This is a genomic window from Blastococcus jejuensis (assembly GCF_039534705.1).
Taxonomy (GTDB): Bacteria; Actinomycetota; Actinomycetes; order Mycobacteriales; family Geodermatophilaceae; genus Blastococcus_B; species Blastococcus_B jejuensis.
Genome location: NZ_BAAAVV010000005.1, coordinates 117,956 through 139,209 on the forward strand (window position 1 = coordinate 117,956; position 21,254 = coordinate 139,209).

Annotated in this window: 18 protein-coding genes; 4 read left to right on the plus strand and 14 right to left on the minus strand. The window is 73.0% G+C overall.

The window, feature by feature from the left end:
- Positions 1 to 54: 54 nt before the first annotated feature.
- The 4 genes from alaS to ABD644_RS12100 all read right to left on the minus strand — a co-directional run bounded on the left by alaS (position 55) and on the right by ABD644_RS12100 (position 4,998).
- Positions 55 to 2,751, minus strand: coding sequence for an alanine--tRNA ligase (alaS, locus tag ABD644_RS12085; RefSeq protein ID WP_344689138.1), 2,697 nt, complete (start codon positions 2,749 to 2,751; stop codon positions 55 to 57).
- A 64-nt stretch (positions 2,752 to 2,815) separates the two neighbouring features.
- The gene (locus ABD644_RS12090; protein ID WP_344689139.1) at positions 2,816 to 3,100 is read right to left on the minus strand and encodes a hypothetical protein; all 285 of its coding nucleotides are present in this window, start codon (positions 3,098 to 3,100) and stop codon (positions 2,816 to 2,818) included.
- The gene (locus tag ABD644_RS12095; RefSeq protein ID WP_344689140.1) at positions 3,100 to 3,525 is read right to left on the minus strand and encodes a DUF948 domain-containing protein; all 426 of its coding nucleotides are present in this window, start codon (positions 3,523 to 3,525) and stop codon (positions 3,100 to 3,102) included. The genes ABD644_RS12090 and ABD644_RS12095 overlap by 1 nt, the downstream gene beginning before the upstream one ends.
- A 138-nt stretch (positions 3,526 to 3,663) precedes the next feature.
- Positions 3,664 to 4,998 carry a replication-associated recombination protein A gene (locus ABD644_RS12100; protein WP_344689141.1) on the minus strand — a complete coding sequence of 445 codons (1,335 nt, stop codon included), beginning with the start codon at positions 4,996 to 4,998 and terminating at the stop codon, positions 3,664 to 3,666.
- Positions 4,999 to 5,033: 35 nt separating this feature from the next.
- Here ABD644_RS12100 and ABD644_RS12105 point away from each other — a divergent pair, with 35 nt between their 5' ends.
- Both ABD644_RS12105 and ABD644_RS12110 read left to right on the plus strand, forming a co-directional pair.
- A complete protein-coding gene (locus tag ABD644_RS12105) occupies positions 5,034 to 5,918 on the plus strand; it encodes an aldo/keto reductase (RefSeq protein ID WP_344689142.1) in 885 nt (294 codons plus the stop codon).
- A 138-nt stretch (positions 5,919 to 6,056) separates the two neighbouring features.
- On the plus strand, positions 6,057 to 6,926 hold the full coding sequence (locus tag ABD644_RS12110) for a hypothetical protein (protein ID WP_344689143.1): 870 nt from the start codon (positions 6,057 to 6,059) through the stop codon (positions 6,924 to 6,926).
- A gap of 103 nt (positions 6,927 to 7,029) precedes the next feature.
- Here the strand turns inward: ABD644_RS12110 and ABD644_RS12115 are convergent, their stop codons facing one another.
- The 5 genes from ABD644_RS12115 to ABD644_RS12135 form a co-directional block, all read right to left on the minus strand.
- Positions 7,030 to 8,121 carry a pyridoxal-phosphate-dependent aminotransferase family protein gene (locus ABD644_RS12115; RefSeq protein WP_344689144.1) on the minus strand — a complete coding sequence of 364 codons (1,092 nt, stop codon included), beginning with the start codon at positions 8,119 to 8,121 and terminating at the stop codon, positions 7,030 to 7,032.
- 10 nt (positions 8,122 to 8,131) lie between these two features.
- A complete protein-coding gene (gene aspS, locus ABD644_RS12120; protein WP_344689145.1) occupies positions 8,132 to 9,919 on the minus strand; it encodes an aspartate--tRNA ligase in 1,788 nt (595 codons plus the stop codon).
- Positions 9,920 to 9,943: 24 nt separating this feature from the next.
- Positions 9,944 to 10,936 (minus strand): aldo/keto reductase, encoded by a 993-nt coding sequence (locus ABD644_RS12125; protein ID WP_344689146.1) that lies wholly within the window; start codon positions 10,934 to 10,936, stop codon positions 9,944 to 9,946.
- On the minus strand, positions 10,933 to 12,195 hold the full coding sequence (gene hisS / locus ABD644_RS12130) for a histidine--tRNA ligase (RefSeq protein WP_344689148.1): 1,263 nt from the start codon (positions 12,193 to 12,195) through the stop codon (positions 10,933 to 10,935). The genes ABD644_RS12125 and hisS overlap by 4 nt, the downstream gene beginning before the upstream one ends.
- Positions 12,196 to 12,274: 79 nt before the next feature.
- Complete coding sequence (locus ABD644_RS12135) at positions 12,275 to 12,970, minus strand: MBL fold metallo-hydrolase (protein WP_344689149.1); 696 nt, start codon at positions 12,968 to 12,970, stop codon at positions 12,275 to 12,277.
- 174 nt (positions 12,971 to 13,144) lie between these two features.
- On the opposite strand from ABD644_RS12135, the gene ABD644_RS12140 reads away from it, so the two are divergent.
- Together ABD644_RS12140 and ABD644_RS12145 are read left to right on the plus strand one after the other, a co-directional pair.
- Positions 13,145 to 13,984 (plus strand): peptidylprolyl isomerase, encoded by an 840-nt coding sequence (locus tag ABD644_RS12140; RefSeq protein WP_344689150.1) that lies wholly within the window; start codon positions 13,145 to 13,147, stop codon positions 13,982 to 13,984.
- Positions 13,981 to 14,661 (plus strand): peptidylprolyl isomerase, encoded by a 681-nt coding sequence (locus ABD644_RS12145; protein WP_344689151.1) that lies wholly within the window; start codon positions 13,981 to 13,983, stop codon positions 14,659 to 14,661. Before ABD644_RS12140 ends, ABD644_RS12145 begins: the two co-directional genes overlap by 4 nt.
- Here ABD644_RS12145 and ABD644_RS12150 read toward each other — a convergent pair.
- The 5 genes from ABD644_RS12150 to yajC form a co-directional block, all read right to left on the minus strand.
- Positions 14,658 to 17,015, minus strand: a complete 2,358-nt coding sequence (locus ABD644_RS12150; RefSeq protein WP_344689152.1) for a RelA/SpoT family protein — start codon at positions 17,013 to 17,015, stop codon at positions 14,658 to 14,660. The genes ABD644_RS12145 and ABD644_RS12150 overlap by 4 nt on opposite strands.
- Positions 17,016 to 17,203: 188 nt before the next feature.
- Positions 17,204 to 17,812, minus strand: coding sequence for an adenine phosphoribosyltransferase (locus tag ABD644_RS12155; RefSeq protein WP_344689153.1), 609 nt, complete (start codon positions 17,810 to 17,812; stop codon positions 17,204 to 17,206).
- Positions 17,809 to 19,194: a protein translocase subunit SecF gene (gene secF / locus ABD644_RS12160; protein WP_344689154.1), complete on the minus strand. Its 1,386-nt coding sequence runs from the start codon at positions 19,192 to 19,194 to the stop codon at positions 17,809 to 17,811. The genes ABD644_RS12155 and secF overlap by 4 nt, the downstream gene beginning before the upstream one ends.
- Positions 19,191 to 20,846, minus strand: coding sequence for a protein translocase subunit SecD (gene secD, locus ABD644_RS12165; RefSeq protein ID WP_344689155.1), 1,656 nt, complete (start codon positions 20,844 to 20,846; stop codon positions 19,191 to 19,193). Before secD ends, secF begins: the two co-directional genes overlap by 4 nt.
- Positions 20,847 to 20,861: 15 nt before the next feature.
- A complete protein-coding gene (yajC, locus tag ABD644_RS12170; RefSeq protein WP_344689156.1) occupies positions 20,862 to 21,185 on the minus strand; it encodes a preprotein translocase subunit YajC in 324 nt (107 codons plus the stop codon).
- Between the last annotated feature and the right edge of the window lie 69 nt (positions 21,186 to 21,254).

Below are 21,254 nucleotides of genomic sequence, written 5' to 3' on the forward strand. Positions count from 1 at the left end.
CGGTGTCGTCGGGGCTGTGCTCGGTGCTCGAGTTCTCGGATCCAGGCACGCTGGTCACCTCCCACTGGCGGTCGCAACCGCCTGCTCGCCGGCCTGCAACGCCGCGGGGATACCCGCAGGGTCCGTTCCGCCGCCCTGGGCGACGTCCGCCTTGCCGCCGCCGCGGCCGCCGACCGGGCCCGCGGCCGCCCGCAGCACGTCGTTGGCCGACAGCCCGCGCTCGACAGCGACCGGGTTCAGCGCCGCGACGAGAGCCACCTTGCCACCGGACTCGCTCGCCAGCAGCACGACGGCCGGCCGGTCGGCGGGCAACCGGCCACGGACGTCGAGGGCGAGCGTGCGCAGATCGCCGCCGCCGAGCCCCGCCGGCGAGCCCGTCACCACGGTCGTCCCGCCGACGTCGGTGGCGCCGGCGGCCAGCTGCCCGGCCGCCGCGAGGGTCTGCTGGCCGCGCAGTTCGGCCAGTTCCTTGTCCACGTCCCGCAGCCGCGCGAGCATCCCGCTGACCCGCTCGATGACGCCGTCCTGCGGGGTCTTGAGGATCTCGGCGAGCTGGCGGACCAGGTCGCGCTCGCGGGCGAGGTAGCGGAAGCCCTCCAGCCCCACGACCGCCTCGACGCGCCGCGAGCCCGAGCCGACCGACGACTCGCCGGTCAGCGCCAGCGTGCCGATCTGCGCGCTGCCGCGCACGTGGGTGCCACCGCAGAGCTCGCGCGACCACGGGCCGCCGATCTCGACGACGCGCACCTGCTCGCCGTAGGTCTCGCCGAACAGCGCGAGCGCGCCGAACGCCTGCGCCTCGGGCAGGCTCATGTAGCTCGCGGTGACCCGGTGGTCGGCGCGGACGGCCGCGTTGGCGACGTCCTCGATGTCGGTGCGCTGCTGCTGGCTGAGCGCGCCCTGCCAGGCGAAGTCCAGCCGCAGGTAGCCCGGGCGGTTGTAGGAGCCGGACTGCAGCGCCTGCGGGCCGAGCACCTGGCGCAGCGCCGCGTGCACCACGTGGGTGCCCGAGTGCGCCTGGCAGGCCGACAGCCGCCACTCGTAGTCGACCTCGGCGATCAGCTCGGCCCCCTCGCGGAGCTCGCCCTCGAGGATCCGGACCTGGTGGGCCACCAGGCCCTTGACCGGCCGCTGGACGTCGATGACCTCCGCGCGGCCGCCGTCCCAGGTGAGGTGGCCGGCGTCGGCGACCTGGCCACCGGACTCGGCGTAGAAGGGCGTGCGGTCGAGCACGACGCGCACGATGTCGCCCGGACCGGCGAGACCGGCGGCGTCCTCGTCCTCGGTCACGACGCCGAGCACGCGCGAGTCGGTGCGGAGGGTGTCGTAGGCGCGCCAGTCGGTCGGGCCGTGGTCGGTCAGCAGCTGCCGGTAGGCCAGGACGTCGACGGCGCCGGTGCGCTTGGCGCGCGCGTCGGCGCGGGCACGGTCGCGCTGCTCCTTCATGAGCGCGCGGAACCCCGCCTCGTCGACGGTCACGCCCTGCTCGGCCGCCATCTCCAGGGTGACGTCGATCGGGAAGCCGTAGGTGTCGTGCAGGGAGAACGCCTGGTCCCCCGACAGCGCCGGGGTGCCGGCCTTCTTGGCCTGCCGGACGGCCGTGTCGAACAGCGTGGTGCCGGCGCTCAGGGTGCGGCGGAACGCCTCCTCCTCGGCGTAGGCGACGCTGGAGATCCGGGCGAAGTCGGTGGTCAGCTCCGGGTAGCTGGGGCTCATCGCGTCGCGGGACACCGGGAGCAGCTCGGGCAGCGTGGCCTCGTCGACGCCGAGCAGCTTCATCGACCGGACAGCGCGGCGCAGCAGGCGGCGCAGGATGTACCCGCGTCCCTCGTTGCCGGGCGTCACGCCGTCGCCGATGAGCATCAGGCCGCTGCGCACGTGGTCGGCCACCACCCGCAGCCGGACGTCGCGTTCTTGGCTCTCCCGCCCGTCCCTCCCTTGGCCGTAGGTGACCCCGGCCAGGTCGGCCGCGCGGCGCAGCACGGGCGCGACCTCGTCGATCTCGTACATGTTCTCGACGCCCTGCAGCAGGTAGGCGACGCGCTCCATGCCCATGCCGGTGTCGATGTTCTTCTTCGGCAGCTCACCCAGGATCGGGAAGTCCTTGCCCTCGCCCGCCCCCCGCTCGTACTGCATGAAGACGAGGTTCCAGATCTCGAGGAACCGGTCGCCGACCGTGTCCACGGCCGGGCCGCCGTCGGGACCGAACTCCGCGCCGCGGTCGACGTAGATCTCCGAGCAGGGACCGGCCGGGCCCGGGGCGCCGGTCGACCAGTAGTTGTCCTCCATGCCCAGGCGCTGGATGCGCTCCTTGGGCAGGCCCGCGATCCGGTGCCAGGCGTCGGCGGCCTCGTCGTCGTCCAGGTAGACCGTGGCCCAGATCGAGTCGGGGTCGAAGCCCAGCCCGCCGTCGCCGACCGGCTTGGTGATCAGCTCCCAGGCGTACTCGATCGCGCCTTCCTTGAAGTAGTCGCCGAAGGAGAAGTTGCCGTTCATCTGGAAGAACGTGCCGTGCCGGGTGGTCTTGCCGACCTCCTCGATGTCGAGGGTGCGCACGCACTTCTGCACGCTGGTCGCCCGCGGGAACGGCGCCGGCTCCCGCCCGGTCAGGTACGGGATGAAAGGCACCATGCCGGCGACGGTGAACAGCAGCGACGGGTCGGGCGAGATCAACGACGCGCTCGGGACGACGGTGTGCCCGCGCTCGGCGAAGTGCTCGAGGAATCGGCGGCGGATCTCGGCGGTCTGCATCAGGGGCTACTCAGTTCTGCTCTTCGTCGTCGTCCTCCCGCGCGGCGGCGGGGGACGGTCGGGGTCAGTGGTCGGCGGAGTGCGCGCCGCGGCGGAAGGCCTCGACGGCGCCACCGGCGGGCAGGGGCGCGTCCAGGCCGGTGCCGGACCGCAGTTCGGCCTCCCGCTCGGCCATCGCGTCGCGGACGTCGGCGCCGAAGTCGCCGATCGCGTCGGCGAGGTCGCGCAGCGCCTCGGCGATCGACCCGGCGATGCCGCCCGGGGTCATCTTCTCGGCCGCCCGGGACAGCTTGCGCACGACCAGGGCACCGATGGTGATGCCCATGGCCAGCCAGAACAGCCGGCGCATCAGGCGGCCCGCCGAGCTGCCCGGCGTGCACGGCGCGCGGCCCTGTCACGGGCGGCGGCCTCGGCGACCGCCTGGCCCTCACGCTTCTTCCTGGCCGCGGTGCGCACGCCGTAGCTGAACGCGGCGACCTTGATCAGCGGGCTGCCGAGGGTGGCGGCGACGACGCTGGTCAGCGCGGCCACGTTGCTCGACACGTTCGCGGCGTTGCCCGTGATGTCATCGACCCGCTCGAGGTTGCTGTTCACGTGCGCCACCGTGGTGCTCGCCTGGCTGAGGATCGGGGCGGACTGCTCCCGCGCCTGCCGGATGGTCAGCGTCGTCTCGTCGAGCGTGCGGCCGAGCTTGAGCAGCGGGAACGCCACCAGCACCACCAGCAGCACCAAGGCTCCGGCTGCGATCAGCCCGGCGATCTCTCCTGCGGACACGCGCGCTCCTGTTCTCGGTCTGTTGGACGCCCGGCTCGTCTCGTCGAGGCTGGACGGCCGGCGTCAGATCACCCTAGTCGCGGGCCGCGGCGACCGTCGGCCCCCGTTCTGTATCGGCAGGGTCGGGGCGACCGCTCCCTACAGCCCCCGGCGGACGATCGCCCGCAGCTTGGCCAGCCGATCGACCAGCCGCCCCTCGACGCCGCGGTTGGTCGGCCGGTAGTAGTTCTTCCCGACCAGCGCGTCGGGCGGGTACTGCTGAGGGACGACGCCGTCGGGGTGGGCATGCGGGTAGTCGTAGGTCTTGCCGTGGCCGAGCTTCTTCGCGCCGGCGTAGTGGGCGTCGCGCAGGCCGGGCGGCACCGGGCCGGCGAGCCCGGCGCGGACGTCGGCGACCGATTCCCCCATGGCGACGGTGACGGCGTTGGACTTGGGCGCCGTGGCCAGGTGGACCACGGCCTGGGCCAGCGGGAAGTGCCCCTCGGGCATGCCGATGAAGGCGACCGCGTCGGCGGCGGCGACGGCGGTGAGCAGCGCCGTCGGGTCGGCCATGCCGATGTCCTCGCTCGCGGCGATCACCAGCCGTCGCGCGATGAACCGGGGGTCCTCCCCCGCCTCGACCATCCGGGCCAGGTAGTGCAGCGCGGCGTCGACGTCGCTGCCACGGATGCTCTTGATGAGCGCGCTGGCGACGTCGTAGTGCTGGTCGCCCTGCCGGTCGTAGCGGACGGCGGCCTGCGCGACCGCCGTCTCGAGGGTGGTCAGGTCGATCTCGGTGGCACCGACGGCCAGCGCCGCGCCGGCCCCGGACTCCAGCGCGGTGAGCGCCTTGCGCGCGTCTCCCCCGGCGACGCGGACCAGGTGCTCCTCGGCCTCGTCGGTGAGCGTGACCGCGCCGTCCAGGCCGCGGTCGCTGGCGATCGCGCGGTGCAGGACGGCGCGGATGTCGTCGTCGGACAGCGGCTGGAGGGCCAGCACGAGGCTGCGGCTCAGCAGCGGGCTGACCACCGAGAAGAACGGGTTCTCGGTGGTGGCGGCGATCAGGCTGACGATCCGGTCCTCGACCGCCGACAGCAGGCTGTCCTGCTGGGTCTTGGAGAAGCGGTGGACCTCGTCGATGAACAGCACCGTGCGCCGGCCCGCGTAGGTCAGCTCCCGCTTGGCCGCGGCGATGACCGCGCGGACCTCTTTCACGCCCGAGTCCAGAGCGGAGAGCTGGACGAACTGCCGCTTGGTGGCCAGTGAGATGACGTGGGCGAGCGTGGTCTTGCCGGTGCCCGGCGGGCCGTAGAGCACCAGCGACATCGGCTCGTCGGACTCGACCAGGCGCCGGAGCGGCGCGCGCGGGCCGAGCAGGTGCTGCTGGCCGACGACCTCGTCGAGCGCGCGCGGCCGCATGCGGACGGCGAGCGGCGCACCGGGGTCGACCGGCGCCGGTCCGTCGTCCTCGGGCGCGTCGAACAACGAAGTCACGGTTGCGAAAGTACCTGCGGGGCACGACATGCCCCGTGGAGCAGCGGAGCATCGGCAACGACACCGTCGGACGCGTCAGCGTGGGAGCGATCGGCCTCGGCGCGATGCCCCTCTCCACGAAGCAGCCGCGCCCCTCGCCCACCGAGGCCGAGGCCGTGGTGCACGCGGCCCTCGATGCCGGGGTGACCCTGATCGACACCGCCGATGCCTACGCCCACGACGAGGCGGAGTTCGGCCACAACGAGGTGCTGGTGGCCAACGCGTTGCGCTCGTACGGCCGGGCCGATGTCCTGGTGGCGACCAAGGGCGGCCACACCCGGCGCGGCACGGACTGGGAGCTCGACGGGTCACCGGCCTACCTGCGGCGGGCCTGCGAGGCGTCGCTGCGCCGACTGCACGTCGACGCGATCGGGCTCTACCAGTTCCACCGGCCCGACCCGGCGACGCCGTGGGAGGAGTCGATGGGGGCGCTGCGCTCGCTCCACGACGACGGGCTGGTGCGGATGGTCGGCATCTCGAACGCCGACATCGAGCAGATCGACTCGGCCCGGGCGATCGTGGGCGACGCGCTGGTGAGCGTGCAGAACCAGTTCTCCCCGGGCTACCGCTCCTCGGCCGGCGAGCTGGCGCACTGCGCGTCGGTCGGGCTGGCGTGGCTGCCGTGGAGTCCGTTCGGCGGGGTGTCGCGGGCCGGCTCGCTCGACGCCGCGGCACCCGCCTTCGCGGAGGTGGCCGCCGAGTTCGGCGTCTCCGTGTACCGGGTGACCCTGGCCTGGCACCTCGCGCAGGCCGACGTCGTCATCCCCATCCCGGGCGCCTCGCGGGTGGAGTCGATCCAGGACTCCGCGGCCGCCGCCGACCTGCACCTCAGCGCGTCCCACCTCGTCCGCCTCTCGGTCTCCCCGACCGCCGACTGCTGACTTGTCGTCGACAACACGGGACGACACACCGCAAGCGGCGGCAACAACTCAACAGTCGCCGTCGTCCACAGGCGGGGCGTCGTCCACAGATGTCGTGAGTCAGCCCGCTGGCCTCGCCATCGTGTCGAGCCTCGCCAGATGGACGCACACCGACTCACGACCAGCTACACCTGGAAGTCGGCGAGGTCGGCCGGGCTGACCCGCGCCGACATCCGGGACGACGGCATCCGGGTGACCCGGGGCGCGTACGTCTCGCGAGCGGTAGCCCTGTCGGTAATCGACGTATGCCGGGCAGCCGCCCAGGTCCTTCCCGCCGACGCGGTCTTCTCAGACCTGACTGCGGCGGCCCTGCTGGGTGCGCCGGTTCCCCACCGCTGGCCGTTGCACGTCACCGTGCCCGTCGGCGTCGCACGGCCGCAGCGACCGCGGATCCGCGCCCATGCGAGGGACCTGCTCGCCGAGGACGTCGTCGTCCGCGGTGGCCTCCGCATGACCAACGGCCCCCGCACCCTGCTGGACCTGTCCGCCTCGATGCCGCGGGACGAACTGGTTGCCGTGGGTGACGCGCTCTACCGCGCGGGGCACCTCGACCACGAGCGGCTCCGTGCTCGCCTCGACCGTGCCGCGGGCACCCGCGGCATCGTCACCGCTCGCCACGTGGCCCCGCTGCTCACCCCGCTCGCGGCGTCCCGACCCGAGAGCCTGTTCCGCTACTGGCTCCTCGACAGCGATCTCCCGGACCCTCGTCCTCAGATCCCCGTGCTCGATCGGTGGGGCCGCGAGGTCGCCCACGCCGACCTCGGCTACGAGGAGTGGAAGGTCGCGCTCGAGTACGACGGGCGGCATCACGCCGAAGTCCGCCAGTTCGGTCGCGACCTCGAGCGGTACTCGCTCATGGCCGCTGGCGGATGGCTCCTGCTGCGCTTCGGGGCGCCCCATCTTTTCCGACGTCCCGCCGTCGTCGACCGGGTAGCCGGGGCCTTGCGCAGTCGAGGAGCCCTCTGGTGAATCGCGAGTGCTGACTTGTTGTCGACGCCACGGTGCGACACGCCGCGGCGGGCGACAACAAGTCAACACTCGGCCATCCCGCACGGGGTAGCGGGCGGCGGCCTCAGCGGCCGAGGACTTCCTTCAACGCGCCGAGCACCAGCACCACCTTGTCGGGGGTGGCGTTCTGGCCCATGAGCCCGATGCGCCAGACAGTGGCCGCGTAGGCGCCGACCCCGCCGCCGATCTCGAGGTCGTAGCGCTCCAGCAGTTCCTTGCGGACGGCGGCGGAGTCCACCCCGTCGGGCACGCGCACCGTCGTCAGCTCCGGCAGCCGGTGGCCCTCGGCGGCGAACAGCTCCAGGCCCAGCTCCGCCAGGCCGGAGTGCAGCAACCGGCCGGCCTCGGCGTGGCGGGCGTGGACGGCGTCGAGCCCCTCCTCGAGGATCCGGCCGAGGCCCGCGTGCAGCGACACGACCATCCCGGTCGGCGCGGTGTGGTGGTAGGTCCGCCCGCCGGAGCCCGCGGCCTCGCCCGCGTACCCGCCGAGCATGCCGAGGTCGAGGTACCAGCTCTGCGGCTTCTCGATGCGCCGGTCCCACGCCCGGTCGTTGATCGTGAACGGCGCCAGGCCGGGGGCGACGCCGAGGCACTTCTGCGACCCGGAGTAGGCGAGGTCGACACCCCACTCGTCCAGCTGCACCGGCACCCCGCCCAGCGAGGTCACGCAGTCGGCGAGCAGGAGGGCGTCGCCCTTCCCGGCGGCCAGCGGCTCGAGGTCGGACAGCACGCCGGTCGAGGTCTCCGCGTGGACGGCGGCGATCAGCTTGGGCGACGGGTGCGCGGACAGCACGCGGTCGGCGTCGACCGGCTGCCCCCACTCGTGCTCGACCGCCACGACCTCCGCGCCGCAGCGCGAGGCGACGTCGACCATGCGCTGGCCGAACAGCCCGTTGACCGCGACGACGACGACGTCGCCCGGTCCCACGGTGTTGACGAACGCCGCCTCCATGCCCGCCGACCCCGTCGCCGACAGCGGCAGGGTGCGCCGGTTCGCCGTGCCGAACACCTGCCGCAGGCGGTCGGAGGTCTCGTCCAGGATGCGGAGGAACTCCGGGTCGAGATGACCGAGCAACGGCTGCCCGAGGGCGACGGTCGCCTCCGGGTAGGGGTTGGACGGTCCGGGGCCGAGCAGGGTGCGGGCGCGCAACGACATGGGCGCGAACTTACGGCCGGATCGTGACGTGCGTCGACGTGGGGCCGGGCGCACCCGGCTCGTCGGGCAGCGGCGGCTCCTCGGGCTTGGCGTCGATCCCGGCCTCCTTGCGCTGCGCCTCGGTGATCGGCGTGGGCGCACCGGTCAGCGGGTCGAAGCCGGCGCCGGTCTTCGGGAAGGCGATGACCTCGCGGATCGAGTCCACCCCGGAGAGCAGGGCCGACAACCGGTCCCAGCCGAGCGCGGCGCCGGCGTGCGGCGGCGGCCCGTACGCGAACGCCTCGAGGAAGAACCCGAACCGCTCGCGGGCCTCCTCACGGGACATACCGAGCGTCTCGAACACCCGCTCCTGCAGACCGGCGTCGTGGATACGCACCGAGCCGCTCATCACCTCGTTGCCGTTGATCACCATGTCGTAGGCGTCGGACAGCGCCTCGCCCTTGTGCTCGGCGAAGGACTCCCGGTACTCGGGCGTCGGCGAGGTGAACGGGTGGTGCATGAAGGTCCAGGAGCCGTCCTCGGTCTCCTCGAACATCGGGAAGTCGACGACGAACAGGAACGACCAGCTGCCGGGCTCGATCAGCTCCAGCCGGCGGGCGATCTCGTTGCGCGCCGCGCCCAGCAGTTCCTGCGAGTGCCGGCGGGCGCCGGCGGCGAAGAAGACGCAGTCACCGGGGGCGGCCCCCACCGCCGCGACCAGCCCGTCGCGCTCGGCGTCGGAGATGTTCTTGGCCACCGGTCCGCCCAGCGTGCCGTCGTCGCCGATCGTCACGTAGGCCAGGCCCTTCGCGCCGCGCGACTTCGCCCAGTCCTGCCACGCGTCGAACGCCCGCCGCGGCTGCGAGCCGCCGCCGGGCATGACGACGGCGCCCACGTAGGGCGCCTGGAACACCCGGAACGGGGTCTCGGCGAAGTAGGACGTCAGCTCCGTCAGCTCGATGCCGAAACGCAGGTCCGGCTTGTCCGAGCCGAACCGGTCCGTGGCCTCGCGGTAGGTCATTCGCGGGATCTCGGGCACCTCGTAGGACGCCAGCTCGCGCCACAGCGCCCGGACGACGTCCTCGGCGATCGCCAGCACGTCCTCGCGCTCGACGAAGCTCATCTCGAAGTCCAGCTGGGTGAACTCCGGCTGCCGGTCGGCGCGGAAGTCCTCGTCCCGGAAGCAGCGGGCGATCTGGTAGTAGCGCTCCAGGCCACCGATCATCAGCAGCTGCTTGAACAGCTGCGGCGACTGCGGCAGCGCGTACCAGTTGCCCGGCTGCAGCCGGACCGGGACGACGAAGTCCCGCGCACCCTCGGGCGTCGAGCGGGTCAGCGACGGCGTCTCGACCTCGACGAAGCCGTGCGAGGCCATGACCCCACGCGCGATCCGGTTGACCTCCGAGCGCAGCCGGATGGCCTGCGCCGGACCCTGTCGGCGCAGGTCGAGGTAGCGGAACCGGTAGCGGACGTCGTCGGACGCCGCCTGGTCGGTCTCGATCGGGAACGGCAGCGGCGCGGCGGACGAGAGCACCTGCAGCATCGAGGTGGCGACCTCGATCTCACCCGTCGGCAGCTCCGGGTTCTCGTTGCCCTCCGGACGGCGGCGCACCTCACCGGTGACGAGCACGCAGTACTCGTTGCGCAGGTGGTGCGCCTCCTCCTCGCGGACGACGACCTGCACGTACCCCGACGCGTCGCGCAGGTCGAGGAAGATCACACCGCCGTGGTCGCGGCGGCGGGCGACCCAGCCGGCGAGGGTGACGGTGGTTCCGGCGTCGGACGCGCGGAGCGCGCCGGCGTCGTGGGTGCGGAGCACGGTGGAGCCTTTCGTCGGGGTGAACTACCAGCGGTCGTGCACGTGCGCGCGGATGCGCTCGTCGTAGAGCCGCTCGAGATCGGACAGCTGGGACTCGGTGAGGGGCGGCAGCGTCGCCGCGGCCACGTTGCCGCGCACCTGCTCGACGGTCCGCGCCCCGGGGATGACGGTGGTGACGCCGGGCTGGTCGATCACCCAGCGCAGGGCGAACGCCGCGGTGGGCGCGTCGCCGGCGATCGCGGCGACCTCGCGGGCGGCCGCGACGCCGACCTCGAACGGCACGCCGGCGAACGTCTCCCCCACGTCGAAGGCCTCGCCGTGGCGGTTGAAGGTCCGGTGGTCGTCGGCGGGGAACGTCGTCGACTCGTCGTACTTGCCGGTGAGCAGGCCGCTGGCGAGCGGCACGCGGGCGAGGACGCCGACCTCCGCCTTCTGGGCCGTCGGCAGCAACTCCTCCAGCGGCTTGCGCCGGAAGATGTTGAGGATCACCTGGAGGGACTGCACGCCGGGGCGCTGGAGCGCACGCAGCCCCTCGGCCACGGTCTCCACCGACACCCCGTAGGCGGCGATGGCGCCCTCGTCGACCAGCGCGTCGAGGGTGTCGTACACCCGGTCGTCCTCGTACGTCGCCGGGGGCGGGCAGTGCAGCTGCACGAGGTCGAGGGTGTCGACGCCGAGGTTGCGGCGCGACCGGTCGATCCACGCGCGCAGGTTCTCCGGCGTGTACTGCGCGGCCTCGAAGGGGTCGGCACGCCGGCCCGCCTTGGTGGCCACGAAGGGGCGCTCGGCCCGCGCCACCAGGGCCTGCCGGATGCGGACCTCCGACCGGCCGTCGCCGTACACGTCGGCGGTGTCGAGCAGGGTCACCCCGGCGTCGAGCGCCGCGTCGAGGACGTCGGCGGCCGCGTCGTCGTCGACGTCCCCCCAGTCCGCGCCGAGCTGCCAGGTGCCCAGACCGACCACCGACACGTCGGCGCCGGTACGTCCCAGTGGCCGCGATTCCATCGAAGAACTCACGTCCCCACCGTCGCACGGACCGTCTCGAACAGCTCTCCCACCGGGACGGCGTGCTGCTCCCCGGTGCGCATGTCCTTCAGCTGACCGACGCCCTCGGCCAGGTCGCGGTCGCCGATCACGACGACGTGGGACGCGCCGGAGCGGTCGGCAGCCTTCATCGCGCCCTTGAGCCCGCGGTCGCCGTAGACGGTGTCGGCGGCGACGCCGGCCTGCCGCAGCTGCCCGACGAGCCGGACGGCGACCCGCTTGGCCTCGGCACCGAGCGGGACGACGAACGCCTGCACGCCGGCCTGGACGCCGATGTCGAGGCCCTCGGCCTGCACGGCGAGCAGCGTCCGGTCGACGCCGACGGCGTACCCGATGCCCGAGAGGTCCGGCCCGCCGAGCGCCGCGGACAAGCCGTCGTAGCGGCCGCCGCCGCCGATCGCCGACTGCGCCCCCAGGCCGTGGTGGACGAACTCGAACGTCGTCTTCGTGTAGTAGTCGAGCCCGCGGACCAGCCTGGGCGCCTCGGTCCAGGTGACCCCGAGGTCGGTCAGGTGCTGGCGGACGGCGTCGTAGTGCGCCCGCGTCTCGTCCGACAGGTGGTCGACCATCAGCGGGGCGTCGTCGAGCTGCGCCTGCACCTCGGGCCGCTTGTCGTCGAGCACCCGCAGCGGGTTGATCTCCGCGCGGCGCCGGGTCTCCTCGTCCAGGTCCAGCTTCTCGAGGAACTGCACCAGCTTCTCGCGGTACTGCGGCCGGCAGGTCGCGTCGCCCAGCGAGGTGAGCAGCAGCTCGAAGTCGGTCAGCCCGAGGTCGCGGAAGCCCTGCACACCGAGGGCCACGACCTCGGCGTCCAGCGCCGGGTCGTCGACCCCGAGGGCCTCCATGCTCACCTGGGTGAAGTGCCGGTAGCGGCCGGCCTGCGGCCGCTCGTAGCGGAACGCCGAGCCGACGCTCCACAGCTTCACCGGCAGCCCGGCGTCGAAGAGCCGGTGCTCGATGAACGCCCGCATCACCCCGGCGGTGAACTCCGGCCGCAGCGTCAGCGACCGGCCGCCGCGGTCGTCGAAGGTGTACATCTCCTTCGTGACCACGTCGGTGGACTCCCCCACCCCGCGGGAGAACACGGCGGTCTCCTCGAACACCGGCGTCTCCAGGTAGCCGTACCCGGCCAGCCGGAGCGGTCGGACGAGCGCGTCGCGCACCGCCAGGAACGTCGCCGACGTCGGCGGCAGCGTGTCGAACGTGCCCTTCGGCGCCCGCAGCTCGCTCACAGTGCTCCCCGTTCGACTCCGGACTCGATCCGCTCCTCGGTCGCTGGCGCTCCCTGCGATGCTCCCTCGACCGTCGTTCTCACAGCCCGCGCCCCTTCGGAGGCGCGCCCGCACCGGCCGCAGCCTCGGCGAGGTAGGGGTTCGTGGCCCGCTCCCGGCCGATCGTGGTGGCCGGGCCGTGCCCGGGCAGCACGATCGTCTCGTCGTCCAGCGGGAGGACGACGTCGCGCAGCGAGCGCAGCATCGAGTCCCAGGAGCCGCCGGGCAGGTCCACGCGGCCGACGGAGCCGGCGAACAGGACGTCACCGGCGAGCAGGCCGGGAGCCTCCCCGAGGTCCACCGAGAACATCACCGAGCCCTCGGTGTGGCCCGGGGCGTGCCGGACGGTGAGGTCGACGCCGGCCAGCGAGAGCAGCGCGCCGTCGTCGAGCGGCTTGACGCCTGCGGGGTCGGGCAGGCGGACGCCGCTGATCAGCGGGGCCAGTTGCGGGCCGTGCCAGCGGGCCGGGTCCGACAGCATCCCGAAGTCGGCCGGGTGCAGATAGGCAGGGATGTCGTAGCCGTCGCAGACCGGCAGCACCGAGAAGGTGTGGTCGAGGTGGCCGTGGGTGAGCACCACCGCCACCGGCTTGAGCCCGTCGTCGGAGAGCATCCGGGCGAGGGGCTCGACGGCGTCCATGCCGGGATCGACGACGACGCACTCCTGCCTCGGTCCCGAGGCCACGGCGTAGCAGTTGGTGCCGAACGCGCCGGCGGGGAACGAGCGGATGAGCACCCGTGCAGGTTACGCGGACGGGCGGCGCGACCCGGCGCTGCCAGGGAACCCGCAGCGGCGCCACCTAGACTCGGGCACCGAGCAGCGGCGCGCAGCCTCAGCCGCGCCGTCGAGCAGCCGTGCCGTCGAGCAGCCGTGCCGTCGAGCAGCCGTCCGTCCGAGGAGTACCGAACCGTGCCCACGAACAAGCAGCGCCGCCAGGCCGCGCAGCGTCACCTCCAGCGCCAGCTGGAGCGCCGCGCCGAGATGGCCCGCAAGCGCCGCCGGAACATCGGCATCCTCGTGACGGTCATCGCCGTCGTCGTGGTCGTCGGCGCGGCGCTGCTGCTGACCGGCGTCCTCGCCGGCGACGACGACAGCACCTCCGCGGCCGACGGCACCACCTCGGCCCCGACGACGGGCACCCCGGCCGCGACGACCAACGCCGACGGCACGATCAGCTGCACCTACGGCCCCGACGAGTCGGGCAACCCGAACCTGACCGACGTCGGCACGCCGCCCGACCCCGAGGCGACGCCCACCCAGGGCACCACCACGCTGCTGATGAGCACCGACCAGGGCAACCTCACCCTGACGCTCGACCGGGCGAAGGCGCCGTGCGCGGCGGCGAGCATGACCTTCCTGACCGAGCAGGGCTTCTACGACAACAGCCCCTGCCACCGGCTGGTCAACCAGGAGAGCTTCGGGGTCCTGCAGTGCGGCGACCCGACCGGCAGCGGCTCGGGCGGCCCGACCTACAAGTACGCCGAGGAGGTCGGCCCCGACACGACCTACCCGCGCGGCACGATCGCCATGGCGAAGACCAGCGCACCCGGGACCACCGGCAGCCAGTTCTTCCTGTGCTTCGTCGACACCGACCTGCCGCCGGAGTACACCGTCGTCGGCACCGTCGACGAGGCCGGGCTCGCGGTGCTCGAGACCGTCGCCGCCGGCGGGATCAAGGACGTCGGCCCCACTGGCGACGGTGCCCCCGCGATCCCCGTGACGATCCAGTCGATGACCGTCATCCAGTGACGGCGCGCGCCGCCGGCCCCTGGCTCGCCGCCGCGTTCGTGCTGGCCGGCTGCACGACGACCGTCGCCGGCACCTCGACGCCCGGGGACCGGGCCGCGGGTCAGGGCGAGGTCGGCTGCGAGTGGGAGGCGATCGACGACCTCGATCCCTACCTCGTCGACGTCGACACCCCGGCCGGCCAGGTGCCCGCGTCGGGGACCGTGACGCTCGAGCTGCGCACCGGGACGGGCGAGATCCCCCTCGCGCTCGACCGCGCCGGCGCTCCCTGCGCCGTGGCCAGCCTGGTGTCGCTGGCCGAGCAGGGCTACTTCGACGGCAGCACCTGTCACCGGGAGACCGACGTGCCGGGTCTGCAGGTCCTGCAGTGCGGCGACCCGACCGGCACCGGCCGGGGCGGACCCAGCTACCGCTACCCGACGCAGGTCGATGGCAGCGAGACCTACGAGCGGGGCACGGTCGCCATGGCCAACGCCGCCGACGGCTTCGACGGCAGCCAGTTCTTCCTGGTCTGGGGCGACAGCCGGCTGCCCCCGAGCTACACCGTCGTCGGTCGGGTCGACGACGCCGGGCTGGCCGTCCTCGACGGGATCGCGGCGGAGGGCAACGACGGTTCGAACGGGACGGGCGACGGCGCCCCGAACACGCCGGTCGAGATCGAGGCGGCGACCGTCGGCTAGGCGGTCACGCGTTCCACGTCGAAGACGCCGTCGACGTTGCGCACCGTCTGCAGCACCGCGCCCAGGTGGGCCGGGTCGGCGAGCTCGAAGGTGAAGCGGCTGATCGCCACCCGGTCGCGGCTGGTCTGCACCGAGGCCGACAGGATGTTGACCCGCTCGTCGGCCAGCGCCTTGGTGACGTCGGAGAGCAGCCGGTGGCGGTCGAGCGCCTCGACCTGGATGGCCACGAGGAACACCGAGCCCGGCTGCGACGCCCACTCGACCTCGACCAGCCGTTCGGGCTTGCGCTGCAGGTCGGCGGCGTTGGTGCAGTCGGTGCGGTGCACGCTCACCCCGCCGCCGCGCGTGACGAAGCCCAGGATGGAGTCGCCGGGCACCGGCGTGCAGCACTTGGCGAGCTTGGCCCACACGTCGGTCATGCCGTGCACGACGACCCCCGGGTCGCCGCCGGCCGAGCGGCGCGGCACCGAGCGGCTGGTCGGGATCGCGGTTTCCGCGATGTCCTCGACGGCGCCCTCCGCGCCGCCGAGCGCGGCCATCAGCTTCTCGACGATCGACGCCGCGGAGATGTGGTTCTCCCCCACCGCCGCGTACAGCGCGGTGACGTCGGCGTGGTGCAGGTCCTTGGCGAGCGTGGACAGCGCCTCGCCGCCGAGCAGCCGCTGCAGCGGCAGCCCGGCCTTGCGCATGGCGCGGGTCAGGGCCTCCTTGCCTGCCTCGACGGCGTCCTCACGGCGCTCCTTGGTGAACCACTGCCGGATCTTGGTGCGCGCGCGGGAGGAGCCGACGAAGGTCAGCCAGTCCTGGGAGGGCCCGGCGGTCTGGGAGCGGGAGGTGAAGATCTCGACGACGTCGCCGTTGGTGAGCTTGCTGTCCAGGCTCACCAGCGAGCCGTTGACCCGGGCGCCGATGGTGCGGTGGCCGACCTCGGTGTGCACGGCGTAGGCGAAGTCGACCGGCGTGGACTCACCGGGCAGGCTGATCACGTCGCCCTTGGGCGTGAAGACGAAGACCTCCTGCGGGCCGAGGTCGTAGCGCAGCGTCTCCAGGAACTCGCCCGGCTCCTGGGCCTCCCGCTGCCAGTCCAGCAGCTGGCGCAGCCACAGCATGTCGTCGGGCGTCCCGGCCTTGGGCGGCGCGCCGAACTCGCCCGCGCTGGGCTTGCCGCCGGCTCGCGCCTTCTCCTTGTACTTCCAGTGCGCGGCGATGCCGAACTCGGCGGTGCGGTGCATGTCGTGCGTGCGGATCTGCAGCTCGACCGGCTTGCCCTGCGGGCCGATCACCGTGGTGTGCAGCGACTGGTACATGTTGAACTTCGGCATCGCCACGAAGTCCTTGAAGCGCCCCGGTACCGGCTGCCAGTGGGCGTGCATGATGCCCAGCGCCGCGTAGCAGTCGCGCACCGAGTCGACCAGGATCCGGATGCCGACGAGGTCCCAGATGTCGGTGAAGTCGCGGCCGCGGACGATCATCTTCTGGTAGATCGAGTAGTAGTGCTTGGGCCGGCCGGTGACGACGGCCTCGATCTTCGCGGCCTTCAACTGCTCCTGGACGGTGGAGGTGACCTCGGCCAGGTACGTGTCACGGGACGGCGCGCGCTCGGCGACCAGCCGCACGATCTCGTCGTAACGCTTCGGGTAGAGCGTCGCGAACGCGAGGTCCTCGAGCTCCCACTTGATCGTGTTCATGCCGAGGCGGTGGGCCAGCGGCGCCAGGATCTCCAGCGTCTCGCGCGCCTTGACCTCCTGCTTCTCCGGCGGGAGGAAGCGCAGCGTGCGCATGTTGTGCAGCCGGTCGGCCAGCTTGATGACCAGCACCCGGGGGTCGCGCGACATCGCGACGATCATCTTGCGGATCGTCTCGGCCTGGGCGGCGTCGCCCAGCTTCACCTTGTCGATCTTGGTGACGCCGTCGACGAGGTGGGCTACCTCGGTGCCGAAGTCGGCGGTGATCGACTCCAGCGTGACGCCGGTGTCCTCGACGGTGTCGTGCAGCAGCGCCGCGACCAGGGTCGTGGTGTCCATGCCCAGCCCGGCCAGGATGGTGGCGACGGCCAGGGGGTGGGTGATGTAGGGGTCGCCGCTCTTGCGCTTCTGCGCCGCGTGCGCCGCCTCGGCGACGTCGTAGGCCCGCTGCAGCAGGACGAGGTCGGCCTTGGGATGGCTCTGGCGGTGCAGGGCGGCCAGCGGTTCGAGAACCGGGCGGACGACGGGGCTGCGCTGCCCGGCGATGATCCGGCGGGCCAGGCGGTCGCGCACGCGGCGGCGCGGGGAGCCGGGGTCGACGTCACCCGGCTCGGAGCCGACGTCGTCGGGACGCCGGATCGCCGGGCGGTCGGGAAGCGGCTGGCGCACCTCGCCGGACGGCGCGGCACTCTCCGGCGCGGGCGGTTCGGAGACGGGCGCACCAGGCCGCGCGGGAGCCGCGTTCGCGGCTACGTCGGGGCCCACGGCGACTCCTGCCTTGCTGCGGAGGTCAGACCCTCCCCATGCTAGCCGCGCAGCCTGGGCCGGGACCGTCGGCGGGGCCGGTTCTCCCTCGGTCAGGTGGTCCAGAGCGCGTGCACCGCGTGCGGGGCGATCCGCTGCCGGCCGCCCAGCGCGGCCAGCTCGATGACCACCGAGACGCCCGCGACGACGCCGCCGAGCCGCTCGACGAGGCCGATCGCGGCCTCGAGCGTGCCGCCGGTGGCCAGCACGTCGTCGACGACCAGCACGCGGTCGCCCGGTGCGACGGAGTCGGCGTGCAGCTCCAGCGTCGCCGTGCCGTATTCCAGCGCGTAGTCGGCGGCGATCCGCGCCCGCGGAAGCTTGCCGGCCTTGCGCACCGGGATCACCCCGACACCGGTCTCCAGGGCGACGGCCGCGGCCAGCAGGAAGCCGCGCGCCTCCACCCCGACGACGAGGTCGAACGGCGGGCGGCCCTCGTCGGCGGCCACCGCCGCGACGCGCGGGTCGCAGGACTCCGGCGTGGCCAGCCCGAGGACCATCCGGCGGAACGCCGGGCCGTGGGCGAAGACCGGCGTCAGGTCGCGGAAGACGACCCCGGGGACCGGGTAGTCCGGGACGTCGACGGCCAGCCCGGCGATCAGCTCGTCGAGCGGACCGTCCAACCGCGCGTCAGGACTGCTCCCCGGCCACCCGGTGCTCACCGGCGCTTCTTGCCCGAGGGACGCCCCTTGCCTCCGGGACGCTGCGGCCGGGCACCCGGGCGCGGCGCTGCGGTGGCCCCGCTCCCCCGGTCCGGACGCACCGAGGCGGGTGACTCGACCACGACGTCGGCCTCGACCGTGTCGGGCAGCTCGGCGACGGCCACCCCACCGGAGCGGGTGGGACGCGTGCGGCGTGCGCTGGCGACCGGCCCCGTCGGGACGGCACCGCGCGCGCCCGTCCGGGCAGCCGACGACCGCCGGGCCATGACCCGCTTGCGCAGGGCGATGACGTCCGGCTCGCGCTCCTTGAGGTCGGCCACAATCGGGGTGGCCAGCACGATCGAGGAGTAGGCGCCGGCGGCGAGGCCCACGAACAGCACGAGCGCGAGGTCCTTGAGCGTGCCGACCCCGAGCAGGCCGGCACCGACGAAGAGCAGGCCGGCAACCGGCAGCAGGGCGATCACCGAGGTGTTGATCGAGCGCATCAGCGTCTGGTTGACCGCCAGGTTGGCCGCTTCGCTCCACGTCATGCGGGCGCTGCGCTCCAGGTCCTTGACGTTCTCGTCGACCTTGTCGAACACGACCACCGTGTCGTAGAGCGAGAAGCCGAGAATGGTCAGGAAGCCGATGACGGTCGACGGGCTGACCTCGAAGCCGATCAGCGAGTAGACGCCCGCCGTCACGACGATGTCGTGCACGAGGGCGGCGATCGCCCCGATGGCCATCTTCGGCTGGAAGCGGACGGCGAGGAACAGCACCACCGCCACCAGGAAGACCGCCAGGGCGATCAGCGCCTGCTGGGTGATGTCGCTGCCCCACTCGGCGCTCACCGACTCGGGGCTCACCTGGTCCGGCGCGATGCCGACGGCGTCGGCGACGGCGTTGATGACGGCCCGCTCGCCCTCGTTGTCGAGGGAGCCGGTGCGCAGCAGGATCGTGTCGCCGCCCACGACCTGGGCGGTGGCCACCTCGGCGCCGGCGTCCTCGGCCGCGGTGCGCGCCTCGGACAGCTGCTCGCTGCCGCCCGGCAGCCGGAAGCTGTTGCCGCCGGCGAAGTCGATGCCGAAGTTGAAGCCGCGGAACACCATCGACGCGATGCACAGCAGCACGACGACGGCGGTGATCTTGTAGATCAGGCGGCTCCGGCCGACGACGTCGAGCCCGGCCTCGCCGTTGTAGAGGCGGTGCCCGAGCCCCGCACGCCGCTCGGGGCGGCGGACCGCGGTGTCCCCGCTGCGCGGCAGGCCGGCGTCCTCGAGGGCCTGCTCGTCGGCCGACGCCGCCGCGTCGGCGACGACGGCGTCGCTGTCCTGCTGTTCGTCGGCGTCGGTGCCGACCGGGATGTCGACGTCCTCCGGCTCGCGGGTGTCGTCGCGGGTCATGAGGTGCTCCTGTCGGTGCTGCCGGCGCCCACGAGCTCGCGGCCGCCTGCCGGTCCGGCGGTCACGGGCCGCCGGGTGTGCTCGACCCGCCCCAACCCGGAGAAGCGGCTGCTCCCGAAGGACTTGAAGCGGGCGAGGACGGCCATCAGCGGGTGGGTGAAGAGGAAGACGACGACGAGGTCGAGCACGGTCGACATGCCGAGCGTGAAGGCGAAACCCTTCACGTCCCCGATCGCCAGCACGTACAGGATCGCCGCGGCCAGGAAGCTGACGGCGTCGGCGGAGAGGATCGTGCGGCGGGCGCGGACCCAGGCCCGCGGCACGGCCGACCGCAGCGTCCGGCCCTCCCGGATCTCGTCCTTGAGCCGTTCGAAGTACACGACGAACGAGTCCGCGGTGATGCCGATCGAGACGATGAACCCGGCGATGCCGGCGAGGCTGAGGGTGAAGCCGATCTCGCGGCCGAGCAGCACCAGGCACGCGTAGACCACGACCGCCGAGAGCAGCAGGCTCGCGATCATCACCAGGCCGAGCAGGCGGTAGTACACCAGCGCGTAGAGGAACACCAGCGCGATGCCGATGGCGCCCGCGATCAGGCCGGCCTCCAGCTGCTCGGCGCCGAGCTCGGTCGAGATCGACTGCGCGGTCGCCTGCTCGAAGGTCAGCGGCAGCGCCCCGTACTTGAGCTGGTTGGCCAGCTGGGTCGCGGACTCCTGGTCGAAGTCGCCGGTGATCGTCGTCTGGCCGTTGATCGCGCCGTTGATGACCGGGGCGGAGACGACCCGGCCGTCGAGGGTGAACGCGACGTTCTTGCCGACGTTCGCGGCGGTGTACTCGGCCCACGTCTGGCGGCCGCCGGACCGGAAGTCCAGCAGCACGATCCAGCCGCCGGTGGTCGGCTCGGTGGCCGCACTGGCGTCGCTGATCTCGGTGCCTTCGATGATCGTCGGGCCGAGCAGGTACTTGACGGAGCCGTCCTCGCTGCAGGCGGCGACGAAGTCCTCCGACCGCGAGGTCTCCCCGGCGACGCTCTCCGTGCCGCAGGTCAGCGCGGCGTACTCGGCCGTGGCCTCCTCCTGCGTGACCGGCGATGCATCCGGGTCGGGCTCGGCGGTGTCCTCCGCGGCACTCCCGGACGGCGCGGCGGAGGTGGGCGCGGCCGACGTGGTCGGCGCGGCCGGGTCCGTGGGCGTCGCGGAATCGGTGGGCTCGGTCGGCGTGGTCGGGGTGGCCGGGTCCGTGGGCGCCTCGGAGCCGGCGGACTCGGCGGGAGCGGCCGGCTCGGGACCGGTGATCACCGGGCGGAACCGCAACTGGGCGGTCGCGCCGAGCTGCCGGGCCTGCTCGCCGTTGTCCCCCGGGACCGAGATGATGATGTTCGAGTCACCCTCGGTGACGACCTCGGCCTCGGCGACGCCCAGCCCGTTGACGCGCTGCTCGATGATCTGGCGAGCCAGCTCGAGGTCCTCCTGGGCCGGAGCCTGCCCGTCAGGGGTGCGGGCGTTGAGGGTCACCGTGGTGCCGCCGCGCAGGTCGAGTCCGAGCTGCGGGGTCCGGTCGGTGCCGGTGAAGAAGATCAACCCGTACAGGGCCGCCACGATCAGCACGAACGCGCCGAAGTAGCGGCCTGCGGGCAGCGAGCGCTTGGCCATCAGGGATCCGCCCGGTCAGACAGTGCCGTCGGCCGGGCGTTCGCCGGTCGTGCCCTCGGCGTCGTCCTGGATCGGCTGGGCCGGCTTGCGGATCTCGAGGATCGCCGGCCGCGCGAACGTCACCACGACGCCGGGCGCGATCTCGATGTCGACCGTCTTGTCGGCCAGGCCGGCGACCGTGCCGTGCAGGCCGCTCGTCGTCATCACCGGCGTGCCCACGGTCAGCGAGTCCTGCAGGGTCTTCGCCTGCTCCTGCATCCGCTTGCGCTGGCGTGCCGGCAGCACGAACAGCAGCAGGACGGCCAGGGCCAGGATGATGAACGGGAAGTACTGCTCCACGACAGGTGTGCCTCTCTACCGCGTGCGCTGCTCCGCGGTCGGTGCGGGCCCGGGACGGGACCGCTCGGG

Coding starts and splice junctions, on each gene's coding strand:
- alaS (WP_344689138.1), bottom strand. CDS start 2,751: ATGCAGACCGCCGAGATCCGCCGCCGATTCCTCGAGCACTTCGCCGAG.
- ABD644_RS12090 (WP_344689139.1), bottom strand. CDS start 3,100: ATGCGCCGGCTGTTCTGGCTGGCCATGGGCATCACCATCGGTGCCCTG.
- ABD644_RS12110 (WP_344689143.1), top strand. CDS start 6,057: ATGGACGCACACCGACTCACGACCAGCTACACCTGGAAGTCGGCGAGG.
- ABD644_RS12115 (WP_344689144.1), bottom strand. CDS start 8,121: ATGTCGTTGCGCGCCCGCACCCTGCTCGGCCCCGGACCGTCCAACCCC.
- secF (WP_344689154.1), bottom strand. CDS start 19,194: ATGACCCGCGACGACACCCGCGAGCCGGAGGACGTCGACATCCCGGTC.
- secD (WP_344689155.1), bottom strand. CDS start 20,846: ATGGCCAAGCGCTCGCTGCCCGCAGGCCGCTACTTCGGCGCGTTCGTG.